General features: G+C 51.1%; 15 protein-coding genes. 2 read left to right on the forward strand and 13 right to left on the reverse strand.

Annotation, left to right across the window (positions count from 1 at the left end):
• Positions 1–162: 162 nt before the first annotated feature.
• Both lysM and METMA_RS0100070 read right to left on the reverse strand, forming a co-directional pair.
• The gene (lysM, locus tag METMA_RS0100065; RefSeq protein ID WP_027146894.1) at positions 163–627 is read right to left on the reverse strand and encodes a peptidoglycan-binding protein LysM; all 465 of its coding nucleotides are present in this window, start codon (positions 625–627) and stop codon (positions 163–165) included.
• A gap of 32 nt (positions 628–659) precedes the next feature.
• Entirely contained in the window at positions 660–1,226 is a 567-nt protein-coding gene (locus METMA_RS0100070) for a DUF937 domain-containing protein (RefSeq protein ID WP_036253995.1), read from the reverse strand.
• 429 nt (positions 1,227–1,655) lie between these two features.
• Here METMA_RS0100070 and METMA_RS0100075 point away from each other — a divergent pair, with 429 nt between their 5' ends.
• On the forward strand, positions 1,656–2,633 hold the full coding sequence (locus METMA_RS0100075) for a MerR family transcriptional regulator (protein WP_036254010.1): 978 nt from the start codon (positions 1,656–1,658) through the stop codon (positions 2,631–2,633).
• 51 nt (positions 2,634–2,684) lie between these two features.
• Here the strand turns inward: METMA_RS0100075 and ftsH are convergent, their stop codons facing one another.
• The 7 genes from ftsH to METMA_RS0100110 form a co-directional block, all read right to left on the reverse strand.
• Positions 2,685–4,607 carry an ATP-dependent zinc metalloprotease FtsH gene (ftsH, locus tag METMA_RS0100080; RefSeq protein WP_020157010.1) on the reverse strand — a complete coding sequence of 641 codons (1,923 nt, stop codon included), beginning with the start codon at positions 4,605–4,607 and terminating at the stop codon, positions 2,685–2,687.
• Positions 4,608–5,915: 1,308 nt separating this feature from the next.
• Complete coding sequence (locus METMA_RS0100085) at positions 5,916–6,362, reverse strand: YiiD C-terminal domain-containing protein (protein WP_198014440.1); 447 nt, start codon at positions 6,360–6,362, stop codon at positions 5,916–5,918.
• A gap of 192 nt (positions 6,363–6,554) precedes the next feature.
• Positions 6,555–7,490: a SufB/SufD family protein gene (locus METMA_RS0100090; protein ID WP_020157012.1), complete on the reverse strand. Its 936-nt coding sequence runs from the start codon at positions 7,488–7,490 to the stop codon at positions 6,555–6,557.
• Complete coding sequence (locus METMA_RS0100095; RefSeq protein WP_198014441.1) at positions 7,483–8,175, reverse strand: ATP-binding cassette domain-containing protein; 693 nt, start codon at positions 8,173–8,175, stop codon at positions 7,483–7,485. The genes METMA_RS0100090 and METMA_RS0100095 overlap by 8 nt, the downstream gene beginning before the upstream one ends.
• A gap of 363 nt (positions 8,176–8,538) precedes the next feature.
• The gene (locus METMA_RS0100100) at positions 8,539–9,399 is read right to left on the reverse strand and encodes a universal stress protein (RefSeq protein WP_020157014.1); all 861 of its coding nucleotides are present in this window, start codon (positions 9,397–9,399) and stop codon (positions 8,539–8,541) included.
• 146 nt (positions 9,400–9,545) lie between these two features.
• Positions 9,546–10,796 carry an ACR3 family arsenite efflux transporter gene (arsB, locus tag METMA_RS0100105; protein WP_020157015.1) on the reverse strand — a complete coding sequence of 417 codons (1,251 nt, stop codon included), beginning with the start codon at positions 10,794–10,796 and terminating at the stop codon, positions 9,546–9,548.
• Between the two features lie 18 nt (positions 10,797–10,814).
• Complete coding sequence (locus METMA_RS0100110) at positions 10,815–11,294, reverse strand: arsenate reductase ArsC (protein WP_020157016.1); 480 nt, start codon at positions 11,292–11,294, stop codon at positions 10,815–10,817.
• 119 nt (positions 11,295–11,413) lie between these two features.
• Here METMA_RS0100110 and METMA_RS27950 point away from each other — a divergent pair, with 119 nt between their 5' ends.
• Complete coding sequence (locus METMA_RS27950; RefSeq protein WP_269634151.1) at positions 11,414–11,542, forward strand: hypothetical protein; 129 nt, start codon at positions 11,414–11,416, stop codon at positions 11,540–11,542.
• 64 nt (positions 11,543–11,606) lie between these two features.
• Here the strand turns inward: METMA_RS27950 and arsH are convergent, their stop codons facing one another.
• From arsH to METMA_RS0100140, 4 genes are all read right to left on the reverse strand, one after another.
• Positions 11,607–12,329, reverse strand: a complete 723-nt coding sequence (arsH, locus tag METMA_RS0100120; RefSeq protein WP_020157018.1) for an arsenical resistance protein ArsH — start codon at positions 12,327–12,329, stop codon at positions 11,607–11,609.
• Positions 12,322–12,582, reverse strand: a complete 261-nt coding sequence (locus METMA_RS0100125) for a hypothetical protein (protein ID WP_020157019.1) — start codon at positions 12,580–12,582, stop codon at positions 12,322–12,324. The genes arsH and METMA_RS0100125 overlap by 8 nt, the downstream gene beginning before the upstream one ends.
• A 55-nt stretch (positions 12,583–12,637) precedes the next feature.
• The gene (locus tag METMA_RS0100130; protein WP_020157020.1) at positions 12,638–12,988 is read right to left on the reverse strand and encodes a metalloregulator ArsR/SmtB family transcription factor; all 351 of its coding nucleotides are present in this window, start codon (positions 12,986–12,988) and stop codon (positions 12,638–12,640) included.
• 376 nt (positions 12,989–13,364) lie between these two features.
• Positions 13,365–15,038, reverse strand: coding sequence for a cation:proton antiporter domain-containing protein (locus METMA_RS0100140; RefSeq protein ID WP_020157022.1), 1,674 nt, complete (start codon positions 15,036–15,038; stop codon positions 13,365–13,367).
• Positions 15,039–15,629: the final 591 nt, after the last annotated feature.

Genomic DNA, 15,629 nt, shown 5'->3' on the forward strand with positions numbered 1-15,629 from the left:
TGTTGTGACCTGCCAACGTTTTTAGGATTTGTCTAAAGATGACTTCCTGAATTTGGAATGTTGCATAGGATGTGCTGCCCAAAGCAGGCGGCGCAGTGAAGCGCATTGTTCGCGAATGAGGCGCCTTTTGTCGTCGGCACATCCTATGTTTAAAATCAATCGTTAATCCATCGGAATTCTGATTTTCTGCCCTGGGTAGATCAGGTCGGGATCTTTGATGACTTCCCGATTTGCCTCAAATATCCGTTGATATTGATTCGCGTTCTGATAAAACTTCTGGGCGATTTTCGATAAAGTATCGCCGCTGGCAATCTCATAATACTGAACATTGCCCGGTTCCAGTGCCGCTGACGCATCCTTGCCCGCCGAAGTGACCTCGACAATATCGATTTTCGGCACGACCTCGCTAACGCCTTTGACATTGCCGGCCAATAGCACGGCTTTTTGCGCCGCCTCCGCGCTGTCGGTCGTGCCGATCACCGTCGCCTTACCGTCTTGAAAGGTGACGTTTAAATCCCGGATATCCAGATTACTGGCCTTGATATGGTCTGTAATTTTTTCCGCGGCCTCTTCGTCTTTATTAAACAGCTTGCTGCCGATGTCTTTTGCAAAAGCTAATAATCCCATGATCATGCTCCTGTGTTTATATGAAAAAGCTGTTAAAAGAATTTTTTTGCGAGATTCAATAAATCATCGGTGACATCACCGTCTTTATCCGCGTCCAAAAAGGACGTGATCATATTGCCTATCGAATTGTCATCGGCTCGTTCAAAGCCTTCGGTTTCGGCTGGACCGGCGGATACCGTTTTACCGGATGCCTGTTTACTCAGGGTTCCCATGACGGCTGCCGCAACCAGGGGCAGCAATCTTTTGACAATGCCCGTATCCGTGCCTGTTTCCTGAGCGGCATGGGCGGCTACATTGCGGCTGACCTCCTTACTGCCGAATATATGGCTTAAAATCGCATTCCCCTCTTCTTTTGCCGACTCCTCCTTTAACGCTTCGGGATGTTCCAGATAGCGTTCATGGTGTCCTGTCTGCAAGGCATTTAACAATCCCTGCAGGCCTTCACTGCTTGAAGCATTGGATTTGATACCCTTCGAAACGGCCGGCAGCAACTGGCTGATGATATTTCGCACATCGTTTTGATCAATGCCGACGCTTTGCGCCAACTGAGCAACCATGTCTGCATTCTGTTTTCCTATAACCGCATCTAATAGACTCATCACTCAACCTCAATATGGTTATTTTTCTATTAGTAAACACTTGTTCGCAACAAGATGCTTACGGCTTTGAATTGAAATTCGCTTAATTAATTCCCCATTTCCTGGTTAAAATCGACCACACTGACTTACGGAACGCGCATAAAAATAAGTTCCCCAAATGTGCGAATGAATTCGCACCTACAATTCCCTGATTTATTCCATGCCCATTGCTAACTTATGATCAGCAACCCGTTTTTTAGTTCTGGAGAAATTGGATTTGACAATATCGATAGTTAAAAAATCATCACACAAGAGGGTTTTTACTATTGAATAAAGCTTATTCAATAATCAGGCAATACACTATATGCCCTTCCTTAATATTGTTCTGTGTCAAATTTTTGTAAAGGTATTATGTTATAATTTTTGAATATTTATCTCATCGGCTCAAACATGAAAGAAGATCAGGCCAATCCAGCGCAATACTTAATCAGCACTGTTTCGAAGCGTTCCGGCGTAAAAGCCGATCTGATCAGAGCCTGGGAAAGACGTTATGAGGCCGTATCCCCCTCGCGTACCGAGGGCAGACAACGCATTTATACCGACCAGGATATTGCCCGATTAAGATTACTCAATCAGGCCACGAATAATGGCCATAGCATCAGCCAGATTGCCAGACTCTCTCTGAATGAATTGCATTCTTTAATAACAAAAGACATGCACACATCGAACCAAACGCAACCCCATATCAGGCCGATACGCGGCGACAAACATGAGTTGTTAGACGATTATCTGGAGAAATGTTTTAGCGCTATCATTGCTTTCGAGGCTACAGTACTGGAAAGACATTGTGAAAACGCCATCGCCGAACTGGGGCCCATGTCTTTTATCGAGCAGTTATTGACGCCGTTGCTGACTAAAATGGACGAAAGCTTGCAAGCGGGACTGTTAAGACCGGCGCATGAGCATATGGCGACCTCCATCATACGCTCACTGGCCTATATCCTGCGGACTAACAGGCCTTGCTCCCGACAGGCGCCGCGTATGATCATGAGCACGCCGACAGGGCAATTACATGAAACGGGTGCTTTGCTGGCGATGATTATTGCCGAATTCAAAGGCTGGCACGTGACTTACCTGGGTGCCAATTTGCCGGCTGAGGAAATTGCCGCCGCCGTTAAATATACCCATGCCCGCGCAGTGGCGATCAACATCAGTTTCAGAAACGATGATTCGGTTATTATCAAGGAGATAAGACGCTTGAACACGCTGATCGGGAAAGATGTCACACTGATTGCCGGCGGAAGAGCGGCAGTTGATTATCAAACGATCCTGGATGAGATCGGTGCTTTCAGAGTGAACAATTATGATCACTTCAAGCTGGTTCTGGATGGTTTACGCGCCCAAACTTCGTTTCAAGATTACGCTTAATAATTTTGATTCAAAAAGAGGGGGATAGATATCCCCCTGAATGAGCGCACCTCAAATCTTGGCAGCCGTATTAGCAGCAGTTTCTACTTCTTGATCCGCCGCGTTCTGCCCTTTCTTATCCAATTTAGATTGATGGTCTGGAAAATCGTTTCCATCCTGAGGTGGCCTGGCATCTTTGCCGGCCATTAAATCATCGATTTGCAGACGATCCAAAGTTTCCCATTTCATCAAGGCATCGGCCATTTTGTGCAGGATACCGATGTTTTCCTGCAAAATGGTTTCAGCACGTTGGTAATTGCGATCGATGACCAGGCGTATTTCCTCATCGATCAGATGGGCAACGTTACTGGAAACAGCACTGCCCTGGGAACCGGGATGTCCCATAAAAGGCTGACCGCCCTCTTCGCCGTAAACCAGCGGCCCGAGTTTGTCAGACAACCCCCAGCGGGTCACCATGTTGCGGGCCAGTTCGGTTGCCCGCTCAATATCGTTGGATGCCCCCGTGGTCACGCGGTCGCCGCCATAAATCATCAACTCGGCGATTCTGCCGCCGAACAGGCCTGCTATCTGACTTTCCAGCTTGCGCTTGCTGGCGCTGTATTGGTCCCGTTCCGGCAAGAACATCGTGATGCCGAGCGCCCGCCCCCTGGGCATGATGCTGACTTTGTAGACCGGATCGTGGTCCGGCGACATCTGTCCGACGATACAATGTCCGGCTTCGTGGTAAGCGGTTAAAAGCTTATCCTCTTCCGTCATCACCATGGTGTGTTTCTCGGCACCCATCAGAATTTTATCCTTGGCTTTTTCAAGGTCCTGCATGCTGACTTCCTCCTTGTCGGCCCGCGCCGCAAACAGCGCCGCTTCATTGACCACGTTAGCCAGTTCCGCCCCCGAAAATCCCGGCGTACCGCGCGCGATGTATTGCAGCTCAACATCGTCGGCAACCGGCACTCTTTTAATGTGCACATTTAAAATTTGCTCGCGTCCGCGTACGTCAGGCAACCCGACATTGACCTGGCGATCGAAACGCCCCGGCCTGAGCAAAGCTTTATCGAGCACATCGGCGCGATTGGTCGCGGCAATAACGATAACGCCTTCATTGCCGTCGAAACCGTCCATTTCCACCAGTAACTGGTTCAGCGTCTGCTCGCGCTCGTCATTGCCGCCGCCCATGCCGGCACCGCCGCGTTGGCGGCCGACGGCATCAATCTCGTCAATAAAGATAATACAGGGCGCATGCTCTTTGGCCTGGGCAAACATATCCCTGACTCTGGACGCACCGACGCCGACGAACATCTCGACAAAATCAGAACCGGAAATACTAAAGAATTTAACCCCCGCCTCACCGGCAATGGCCCGGGCCAGCAAGGTTTTACCGGTGCCGGGAGGGCCTACCATTAAAACGCCGCGCGGCATTTTACCGCCCAGTTTTTGAAACTTGTAGGGATCTCTCAAGAAGTCGACCAGCTCAACCACGTCCGCCTTGGCCTCTTCACAACCGGCGACATCCTCAAATTTGACGGTCATTTTGTCTTCGGTAAGCATTTTGGCTTTGCTTTTACCAAAGTTCATGCCGCCCCCCATACCGCCGCCGCTCTGGACTCGGCGCATGTAGATGACCCACACCGCTACAAGCAGCAAGATAGGAAACCAGGAAATGAATAATTGCGTAAGGAATGATTGTTGTTCCGGCGCATAAGTTCTTATCTGGACACCAGCCTCGAGCAGATCATCAATCAGGTGAGGATCGTCAGGATTAATGGTTTCATAAATTTGTCCTTCCGATGTGCGAACTCTAATGAGATGGCCCATGATTTCCACGCGATCAATCTGTCGAAGTTTGACTTTTTCGATGAAAGTCGAATAGGCCAAGGATTGATCGACAGGAGGTGTCGAATTAAACCTATTGAATATTAACAACGCACCAATCAATACAACTCCCCAAAGCAGTGTATTCATCACATATTTCTTCATGCTTTATCTCCTGACCTTTGCGGGATGATCAACAACCTGGTGTTGGTGTTGTTTAAATGCTGATAAGCACAGCCTGGTTTTATGCAAAAAAATATCATTCCAAACCATTATTTGAATTAACTTGCAGAATTTAACAGACACATTAAACATTGTATCTGGCCTTTATCCTTACGGTTCCATGGGATGTATGTGCTTTGCCGGTGCATTCCATTCTCCGTTAGCAAAGCAATATGTAAAAACCAAAGTTTGTAATCAGAATAACCTTTAAAAAATTTCAAGTTTAAAAGCGATTAACCATTTCATTAACACGACTTGACGCTTTTATACTCGAACATTTTGGACTAATCCGTGATGTATTCTTAATTACGGTGAGGGTTTCAGCTTATTGCAGGCCCGGTGAGCTCAATAGCTTTGCGTGGATTTCCTGCAATATCTTTATTCATGATAGAACTCACAATGAAACGATTTTAACGGCGGCAATATCAGCTTTCCTTATCCGTAATTTCGACCATAATTTATCTAAATAGGTCATAATAAGGGTATTCTTGCAAGCCCGGCTTGATTAAAATTCAATTCAATATAAGTTAATTTATTGATTTTATTGTTTTATTTTTGTTACAACAAATTAAGAGCACCCGCTTTGCACAGCACTTCAAAAACGACATCGACCTTACTTTTTTCACAATAATAATCATTAGCTTGTCCATTGTCTATTTATAGTTGTACAAAACATGAACAAATTGCGAAAAATAATTAAACTATATTAGAGAATGACAATATAACATAAGGATTCTTTTGAACTAGCTGTTTCCAATGGCCATGGGAACTTTTAATGTAATCGAAATCTTTCCGGGCGGGACTTAACCTCTTCCACAATGAAATTTATGGACAGTCAGCTATTTGGACTCACTACGACAGTCAGATGGCTTGTCTATGGTTGCCAGACAATTTCGGGCAGTTGCCATGTCTGAGCGTCACCATGAAAGCTTGGAAGTGGCTTGAGCCGATACCATAATACATATGGCATGATCTAGCTTAGTGCCAGTATCTTTATTGCATATTTATCAATGGGTTAATATTTTAAACGGTATTGTAACCGATACTCCCTGAAAAATATTTTGCAAATAACGCCGCGGTGAGAGAATCGGTGAATACTTGTCAGTAGTCAGGCAATTTAATTATGGAAGGTAAATTGTAGGTGCGAATTCATTTATGCCCTTCAGGGTATTCGCACTATTCGCACGCTATGAATGCTCTGCAAATTTTACTCGTCAGAACAAGGCTGACTGAGTACTAGGTCGCCCACTTTCAGTTTATGCCGATTGCCACAAAATACCCTTCAAAATTGCCCGCTAACTGATCCTCGTACTCCAGGACAGATGACACAGCAATTCTTGCACGTCTTCTGCGCAAGAGTGTTCGCATGAAAACCTCCCAAGCTTTTGGCTGCGTGATAAACGAGCGCGCTGTAAACGTGCCACGGATTGGCCGCTCATAACTCATGTTATTACTCTGAATCACGATGCTACTTGCGATGTCTGCGTTCTTCAGGCGGACATGTATTATTGACCATGCGGCAAGGATCGCTACGGCTGAGGCACTGCCACCAAAAACAGATTCGGTGTGATTGATGTTGGGAGTCAAGGGTGCGCTCAGAATAACCCTTTCCTCCTCGGCTTCGATCACATTGACTTGCATGGTCTTTGAGAGGGGTATATGTTCATGCAGGTAATGCTCAAGTGTTTGTGGGCTCAATGGTATCTCCATTTTATAATCGTAGAGTGAATCAAAGCGGGCTGTTTTTTGAAAATAGCAAGAGCTGCTGTCGATTGTAAATAAAATACGTCATTCAAGTAGTCATTGCCAGGCGATATCCAAAGGCCGCCTATCAATCGATGGACGCGTTTTATGAAGTGTTATGCAAAAAATCGCTTTGTATAACGACCGCTAACCTAGCATGCCCAGTATGATCCGGTCCACGGCCTCGTCAGGTTCCAGTCCCCGCGCCAGGAGCGTCTCAAGCTGCCTGGGATCCACGCTGCCGATGGCGGCTTCATGGGTGACCTTGGCTTGCGGATGGGAGACCTGAACTTCGGGAATGGCGCTCACCGTCCCCTGCCCCCGGACGATTTCCAGGCAGTCCACATGTCCCCGGGCGCCAGCCGCATTGCCGTGCATGATGCCGAGGACTTGCGCGGTAGCCTCGTCCTCGACGGCGATCCGCGATTTGATGAGCCCCCGAGCCCGCTCGCCTTCGAGATTCACCTGTTCGCGCATGCGGATTTCATCGGCGGCATGGCCATATACCCGGCTCGTCAGCTCCGTTACCGCGTCCGCCCCGACGTCGATAACATAGTCGATATCCAGCAGACCGACCCGCCCCTGCAATAACGAGAAATCAGACAGGTAACGCGCCTCTCTGTCCAGCCGGATTCGGGCGCGGGGACGCACCGTGATGCCGCCGTACAGGCCGTGATAGTGCGACTCCTGATAGCGGAGCGATGCCTTTTCCTGAAGTCGGACCTGCGCCTGCATGGCATGAAAGGCCCGCTCGGCATGGGCGAACAGACAATGGGACCAGACGGTCGCGCTGGCGCCGGGTTGCAGAGTCAGTTCGAGTTCCACGTTCTGTCCGCCGAAGCGGTCCAGAAGACTGAAACACAGGTGTATAGGCTGAGCAATAGTGAATCCCTCCAGTATGGTGACCTGCGCCTTGATCACGTCTTGCTCGGTTCTGGCGAGCACAACGACGCCGGGAATCGATTGCAGACCGACGATATGATGATCATAGGCCACAAGATGCGCGCTGTCCGGCGTCAGTACCTGGAGCGGGTCTTCACCGGCAAGCCGTAAGGCATCGATAAGCGACTCGAAATCAGCCATGGTTGCAGGTCTCCCCGTCGCAGCGCCGGCAGCGGCGGGCTTTGTAGTTCTCGATCACAGCTTGGGTTTCCCCCTGGCAGACGATACGACCGCCGCAAAGCTGCGATGCACGGTCTGCATGAGCGGCCACTTGCTCAACATGAGTAATCAGCAAAATCGTGCTGCCGGTGCTTTTCATCGCTTGAATGGCCGCAATCAGATCGTCGAGCGACAGCAGATCGATCCCTGCCGCCGGCTCATCAAGGATAGCCAGTTTCGGCCGCATAGTGATTATCGCGGCCAGCTCGATGCGCTTGCGCTCGCCCCCGCTCAGGGTCTTGTCCAAAGGGCGGTAAAAGTATTCGGCCGGCGCCAGGCCGACAGCTTCGAGCGCCGCTCCCGGGTCACCTTGAGACGCACCCAGAGCCAAATAATCGCAGACACGCAGCCCTTCGAAACGCGCCGGTTCCTGCCAGGCCAAGGTAATCCCGGCCCGTGCCCGTGCCTGAATCGGCAATTCGTCGATAGGTTTGCCTTCGAACAGCATAGTCCCCTGTTGCGGCCGGTAGCCCTCGCAGCCCATGATGGCATAACCTAAAGTGCTCTTGCCGGCGCCATTCGCCCCTACCAGCGCATGGATTTCCCCGCTGGCGATGCTCAAATCGATCGCATCCAGTACCCGTCGCTGGCCGAGGGATAGGGACATATTCCGGAGTTCGAGCAATACGCCCATTACCATCAGAGCCCTTAAATTAGATCCAGCAGGTGAAAAATGCCGATGCTCCGACACTGTCCAGTAAACTAAAGAACATGATCAAGAGAAACATAAAATTTTTCCTTTCGGCTATGTGGTGTACTCAAAGGATTCGCCCGCTTCTCATCAGATCATCTCAACGGGCCATGTCCTTGTTGACGGCATGGCCCCGAAGAGATCCATCGGCACGAACCGATAGTTCAGCAGCGGACACGGATCCAGCAGCTATCGAGGGCGGAGTCGTAATTTCCTTTCGACTCGACTGGTCCGCCTGACGTTCCAATTCATCGATTTCGATATCCGACTTATGCTTTTCTATCGAATAGCCGGCACTAACAACACAGGCACCGGCGCTTTCCTTACGATGTTGTGGCTGACGCTGCCAAGAAAGATCTCGGGAATAAAGCCTCGGCCCTGGCTGCCCATCACGATCAGCGAATAAGGATTCTGATCCACTTCCCGCAGAATTTCGCGCGTGGTCGAACCGTAGGGAATTTCAATATGCACGTCTGTGGCGCCTTTCTCAAGCAGTCGTTCCTTGAGTCGCTCCAGGCGGGCCCGGTCAATTTCATTGAACTCTTCCAGGCGGTCCTTGAGGTATTTGCCGATCCGTTCCTGCTCCTGAACATGCAGCAGCGTCACTTTGGGGCAGCCGCTTTCGACCAGTTTCTCGACATAGGTAAAGGCTCTTTCGGCATTGTCGGAGAAGTCCGTCGGATGAATGATGTGGGTGAGAATCTCCTCGCACATCATTTCACACTGGCCATTGACGGTCTTCGCCTTCATCACCAGCACCGGTTTTTCGGCATGCTGAATCACCTCATAAGCGACACCGCCGACGAAAGCATCATCAAATAGCGATTCGGAAGTCATATGCACAGCGATCAATGACACATTCTTTTCGCGCGCAAGCCGGTTGATCTCGTGGTCAGGAAAACCTAAAAGCACCTCAATTTCAACTGAAAACCCCATCTGTTCGAGAACCTTCTTTTGCTCTTCCAGAAGGGGTTCGGCAAGCTTGCGCAGTTGGCTGTACAAGGTGCCGACATCGCGGATGTTCATGGCATGCGCCAGAATGACTTCCTTAGCGCCCGCTTGCCGCAGGCCTTTCAGGCAACAGAGGGTCTTGGAAGAAACTTCGCTGAGGCTGGAACCGACGATTATTTTAGAAAACATTCAGACCACCTTTTATTAGCATTTATTAGTCTCAGGACCGAAAATAAGGCTGACTTATCTCAGGCATTTAATCAGGCAATGATTGTTCCCGACAATCACCTTGCATTCCCTCCGTCCCTGGAGGTCGCAATGATTGTTCCCGACAATCACCTTGCATGGTCTCGCTCTCCGACAGTCCGCTGCGCTTTATCGGGACTGGCAGCGGCGCGGCTTTCATCGACGGCAGCCGCTTCGCGGGGAAACCAGTTTTTCGTGCGTTTGCAAAAACCCACCAGGGCCAGCATCAGAGGCACTTCGATCAGCACGCCGACGACAGTTGCCAGTGCCGCGCCCGACGACAATCCGAACAGCATCACGGCCGTCGCGATCGCGACTTCAAAATGATTGGAGGCGCCGATCATGGCCGAAGGCGCCGCGTTCTCGTAGGAAAAGCCCCAGAGTTTGGCCGCCAGATAAGTGATCGCAAAAATCAGAATCGTCTGTATCGCCAGCGGTATCGCAATCCATAAAATAGTTAGTGGGTTTTCGATAATCACATCGCCTTTGAATGAAAACAGCAGCACCAGCGTCAACAGCAAGGCGATGATCGTAATCGGCGTCAGCAGATGCAGAAATTTCTGCTCGAACCAGACCGGACCTTTATGGGTAATAATCCATTTACGGGAAAAGTACCCTGCGACCAGCGGCAGCGCGACATAAATGCTGATGGACAATAGCAAGGCTTCCCAGGGCACCGGCAGCTGGCCGACGCCGAGCAGAAAGCCGCCGATCACGCCATACAGGAACAGCATCGCCAGCGAATTGATTGCGACCATGACCAGCGTATGTCCGGCATTGCCTTGCGCCAGATAGCCCCAGACCAGCACCATCGCTGTGCAGGGGGCCACGCCCAGCAGAATGCAGCCCGCCAGATAACTGCGCCATAACGGCACTTCCAGCATTTTGACGCCGTCATTGACGACGACGGTGCCGGAACCATACTCGCTGCCGACCGGCAGATCCAGGCCGAACGGCATTTTGACCAGATCGACCGCATCGGCGCCGATCAGCTGGTGAAACAGCACGCCCAGAAAAAGATAGGCAATGGCATACATGGTAAACGGCTTGACGGCCCAATTGACCAGCAGGGTCAGCGTAACCGGCTTGACGCTTTTGCCGGCCTTGACGACCTCGGCAAAATCGATCTTGACCATGATCGGGTACATCATGAAGAACAGGCACACGGCGATGGGGATCGACACAACGGGCGCGCCATTGACATCGATGCTCATGCCGTCCAGGGTTTTGGCGAAATCCGGCGCATAGACGCCCAGCAGGATGCCGGCAACGATGCATAGGGCCACCCACACCGTCAGATAGCGCTCAAAATAGCCCATATCACGTTTTGTTTCAGTCATGCTTTACTCCTCGTCGGCTTAAGCTGTTAATTTGCCTATGGCGTTGAGTTCGGCGGTCAGCTCATCAGCAGGCATCGTCTCCAACGGCAACGCCAGCATTTTGTTGATGCGCTGCTCCAGGGCACGGTAGGTCTCTTTGAACGCCGCCATGACTTCATCGTTCGATCCGGTTACGCGGTCCGGATCCGGCAGGCCCCAATGGGCCTTGACGGCCTGGTTTAAATAAACGGGGCAGACTTCGCCGGCAGCATTGTCACAGACCGTAATGACGATATCGATCGGCTGATTTTCCAGGCTATCCCAGGATTTGCTGAATAAACCTTCGGTTGAAACACCCTGCGCCTGCAGGGTGGCCAGCGCCTTGGGATGCACCTGTCCTTTCGGATGACTACCGGCCGAAAAGGCTTTGATGCGGCCTTGGCCTAAATGATTGAACAAAGCTTCGCCGATGACGCTGCGGCACGAGTTGCCGGTACAAAGAACAAGTATGTTTAACATGATATTTCCTCGAATAATATTGAACAGTTGCCAGTGTTTGTCTCACTTCTTCGGGAGATGAAGTCTCGGATCAACATCTCCCCTAAGCCTGCGGATTGATGAGCATACGCAGGCGTTCTGTGCCTAACGGTTCTTCCCTCAGCAGCGGCACGACCATGGCGCCGAGCATGACGACTGTCCACGGCGTCGATCTCGCGCAGTTCGTTGACGGCGCGCCGGCGCAGCAAGGACGATTCAGGCTTGAATGAGTTTCATCCGCTCCAAAAAACATAAAATTAAAAATAACAGTCACGTCCCGGCAGCATGGTCTGACTAGATCGTCCGTTGATTAACCCGCCGGGATAGTTCTTCGGCGCTTTCCTTGCGTTCGCTGTAGCGGTCAACCAGATAAGGCGCCACATCCCGGGTCAGCAGCGTGAACTTAAACAGTTCCTCCATCACATCGACGACCCGATCGTAATAAGCGGACGGTTTCATCCGGTTGTTATCGTCAAATTCCAGAAAGGCCTTGGCAACCGACGACTGATTAGGAATGGTGAGCATGCGCATCCAGCGCCCCAGGACGCGCATCTGATTGACGGCGTTAAAGGACTGCGAACCGCCCGACACCTGCATCAGCGCCAAGGTCTTCCCCTGGGTTGGGCGCACAGCCCCCAGGGACAAAGGAATCCAGTCGATCTGTGTCTTGATGATGCCGGTCATGGCGCCATGGCGTTCCGGCGAGCACCAGACCATGCCTTCGGCCCACTGAGTCAGTTCCCGTAGTTCCACCACCTTGGGATGACTCTCAGGTGCATCGTCAGGCAGCGGCAGGCCGCTGGGATTGAAGATCCGCACCTCGCCGCCCATGGCTCGAAGCAGTCGGGCGGCTTCTTCGGTCAGCAAGCGACTGAAGGAACGCTCACGCAAGGAGCCGTACAGCATCAGGAAGCGCGGGGCATGCGTGGAAGGATTCGCCGGCCGCAACTGCTCCGGATCCGGGATACGGAACAGGTCGCGCTCAATATTGGGTAAATCATTCAATGAATCAGACATGTTTTCTCTCCTGCTCCATCGCCATGTTGTTATCTTCCATGCCGCGGTACAGCACGGGGTCGAATACTAGGCTTGTCATAAAGGTTCTCCTTAAAACTTTAGGTTGTAGATTGATTATGCGGTTCAGCCCGACTTTCAGGCATATCGGACGTTTTGCAGCGCCGCCGGCGCCAGTCAGGTTCCGGGTAAAACGGCATGGCCTGTGTATCTGTTCGAGGCTTACTGTTGCAGGGAGCATATCGAATATTTTCATAAAAATACCCTTAAATTGATATACGAATAAGCATATATTTCAACGAAACTAAACATCAGCCGCATGCCGCTGCTTCAGGCCGGCATTCCATGTTGCGCAAGCGCTCCTGGTCTTTTTCAAACTGGCCGTTTTTATTGACAGCCATTAGCGCGCTTTCCAGAATCGGAAACGCCCAGTCTGGCAGTTTCGGATTGATCTGATAATAAACCCACTGCCCCTCGCGACTGTCCTGCAACAGGCCGCATTGACGCAATTGCGCCAGATGCCGCGAAATTTTGGGTTGGGACAAGCCCAGCGCCGCCGTCAGTTCGCAGACGCAGAGCTTCCCCTCTTTTTGCAGCAACGTCACGCAGCGCAAACGTGTATCGTCAGACAGGGACTTGAAAAATTGAGCTGGTGTCATCATGGATATTTCAGTTATAAAATATATGGATAACCATATATTTATTCGATCCGCGGGTCAATTTTTATTTTTCTTCTGCCTGGAAAACCAACCTAACAGGAAGCCCAGACAACAGTGGAAGCCATCTTGATTCGGCAAATGTACGATTAGTTTTCAGTGGACTTTTTTGGGGTGCTTTGTCAGACGAACCCCCGTACCTCCCTACTTCATGAGCGGCATTCAATCCGCTACCCGCACGTTCACGCCGCATGGCGTGCCGGAAACCGGCGGATGAGCCATGCAACGGCCAGGCTGACCGCCATCGTCACCAGCCGATCGACGCCGCTCCACACGGCGCTGAAAGCTGGCGACTCTCGGCGCCTTTCTGCTTTACTCTCGCTCAATCTTGCCGGATGACAACCTTTTCAGCGTCTTCCTGCACCAGCGCGGCTTCTCCGTTGATAGCACCAAGGACCGTCTCAATACCGGGATTACCCGCAGCTGCGCTCTTGGTCACCTGATTACCCAAGGCATTGAACCCGGCTTGGGACTCAACTATTTGCCGGGCCAACTGATTGCCGGCCTCAACCAGCGGATGGATAATAAAATTCGCTCCGAGCTGCTCCAATTGCTCTTCCTCTTCGGCATGATAACAAATTGTTCCTATCTGCCCTGAATAGCCATTCTTCCTGAGCTGGCTCACAGCCCAGCAACGCGCATCAAATTCAGGCAGCGTTAAAATAATGCCTCTGACCTTGTTCAAGGCTAGTCCCGACCAGAGCTCGGGGTCGCCGGCATCGCCGTAAATTACGCGTCGCCCCTCGGCCAGCAGACTTTCCAGAACGGTCGGGTCGGCATCCAGGCCGACGACCCGCCTCTCCTGCCGATGCAGGGTCAGATAGGCGGAAAGTCCGGTACGGCCCATGCCTACGACCAGCCATTCCGCCGCGCCGATGGACTCGGGAAGTCGGTCCGGATGCCAGGTTTTCTTCTCGAAACGGACCAGCACGGGCTCAAGCCATGAAAACAGGCGATGCGAATACCGGTTCAACGGCGCCGCGACCGCAAGCGATCCGGCTACGGCCAAGGCGATGGTGGCGTTCCATTCCGGCGCTAACAAGCCCGCTTTCACTACCGCACCGGTCGTGATCAATGCGAACTCGCTATAGGTCATCAAAGCCAGCGATGAAATGAAGGCGGTGCGCGCACGTAATCCGGCCAGCAAAAACAATACGAAGAACAAGAGTCCCTGCAGCGGCAAGATTAGCAGTAATTCAAGCGCGTCGATGACTTGGTCGGTATTCGGCAGATCGGACAGACCGATTTGCAGGAAAAACGCCACGAGGAAGACTTCCTTGAGCCCCCAAAGTTTACTGGTAAGTTCGTCGATTTCAGGGTGAGCAGACAGCATCACGCCCATCAGCAAGGCACCGATATCGGGTGAAATGCCGACGTTTTCAGATGTTACCCCTCCGGCGAGTGCCAGAGAGACACCCAACAGCAGCTTTAGCTCATTAGCACGGGTATATGTGAGCAAGCGATGCGCCAGCGGACGCAGCAACGGCACAAGCAATAGCGCGAAGGCCCAATACGAGGGCTGTCTGCCGTCGGCAAAAGCCAGCAACACGATCGCTACGATATCCTGAAAAATCAGAATGCTGAGCACATCCCGGCCATGCAGGGAAGAAAGCTCGCCATTGTCCTCCAGCACCTTGATCGCAAGCACGGTGCTGGAGAAAGCCAAGCTCGCGCCCAGTATCAAACCGCCGGTCATCTGTTCGCCCAATAACAGAAAAACAAAGCCGGAAAAACCGGTTACCAGCGCTAAATGCAAGCCGCCGACGCTTAACACTTCGCGCCGCACAAGGGAACTTAATTTAAGCTTCAAGCCTACCGTGAACAGCAGTAACTCGATGCCGATATCCGCCAGATGTGTCAGGGTTTGTGCGGATTCCACGCCCATGGCGTGCAGAATATAGCCTGCAGCCAAATAACCGACCAGCGGCGGAAAAGATAAACGATTGGCGATCATGCCGATGAGATAAGCCGAGCCCACCCAAATTAATTCCATCATGTATTACATATCCTGTTATATTCGAATAATTTCAATAAATAGTGATACAAATAATTGTTAATAAAAATGTTTTAATCGCAGCGAGTTGTTTTGAATTCAACAGCCTGCATTTTGGTTTGAGCCAGATCTCCCTGATGGTTCGCTTGTGATGGCTCTACACCTCGCGGAGCAATCCGTGAAGAACATCAAGACTGTTTTTAACTATTCAAAAACAGTCACTTGCATGTCTGATTATATGATTGTGCGGCCAAACGGATGAGTCGTCAAAAATTATATACCTCATCGCTAAACAGCCGTAGCCTGATCGGAACTCCTGACCACAAGGCAGACCCAGGCCAGCAATTAAAATGGCACAGTCGTCTTCCGAACATGACAAGCATCGCTCTACTGCATAGACATACCCTTGCGCTATGCCCGCAGAGCACAGCGATGGATTTTTACCTGTTATTGCCGCCGCGATGATGCCGGCTATCTTTACCTGTCCGGCAAGCCCGGTGATACTCAGAATGGTTTGCAAGGCAAATGCCTTGGTTGCGTTGACTCTGGGGGGTTAGCAGGATGAAGATATTTCATAACACCATGCAAAATCTG

It is taken from the genome of Methylobacter marinus A45 (assembly GCF_000383855.1).
In the GTDB taxonomy this organism is placed as follows: Bacteria; Pseudomonadota; Gammaproteobacteria; order Methylococcales; family Methylomonadaceae; genus Methylobacter; species Methylobacter marinus.

Coding starts and splice junctions, on each gene's coding strand:
- lysM (WP_027146894.1), bottom strand. CDS start 627: ATGGGATTATTAGCTTTTGCAAAAGACATCGGCAGCAAGCTGTTTAAT.
- METMA_RS0100095 (WP_198014441.1), bottom strand. CDS start 8,175: ATGTCCCTATCCCTCGGCCAGCGACGGGTACTGGATGCGATCGATTTG.
- METMA_RS0100130 (WP_020157020.1), bottom strand. CDS start 12,988: ATGATGACACCAGCTCAATTTTTCAAGTCCCTGTCTGACGATACACGT.
- arsB (WP_020157015.1), bottom strand. CDS start 10,796: ATGACTGAAACAAAACGTGATATGGGCTATTTTGAGCGCTATCTGACG.
- METMA_RS0100090 (WP_020157012.1), bottom strand. CDS start 7,490: ATGGCTGATTTCGAGTCGCTTATCGATGCCTTACGGCTTGCCGGTGAA.
- METMA_RS0100125 (WP_020157019.1), bottom strand. CDS start 12,582: ATGAAAATATTCGATATGCTCCCTGCAACAGTAAGCCTCGAACAGATA.
- arsH (WP_020157018.1), bottom strand. CDS start 12,329: ATGTCTGATTCATTGAATGATTTACCCAATATTGAGCGCGACCTGTTC.
- ftsH (WP_020157010.1), bottom strand. CDS start 4,607: ATGAAGAAATATGTGATGAATACACTGCTTTGGGGAGTTGTATTGATT.
- METMA_RS0100100 (WP_020157014.1), bottom strand. CDS start 9,399: ATGTTTTCTAAAATAATCGTCGGTTCCAGCCTCAGCGAAGTTTCTTCC.
- METMA_RS0100140 (WP_020157022.1), bottom strand. CDS start 15,038: ATGATGGAATTAATTTGGGTGGGCTCGGCTTATCTCATCGGCATGATC.
- METMA_RS0100110 (WP_020157016.1), bottom strand. CDS start 11,294: ATGTTAAACATACTTGTTCTTTGTACCGGCAACTCGTGCCGCAGCGTC.
- METMA_RS0100070 (WP_036253995.1), bottom strand. CDS start 1,226: ATGAGTCTATTAGATGCGGTTATAGGAAAACAGAATGCAGACATGGTT.
- METMA_RS0100075 (WP_036254010.1), top strand. CDS start 1,656: ATGAAAGAAGATCAGGCCAATCCAGCGCAATACTTAATCAGCACTGTT.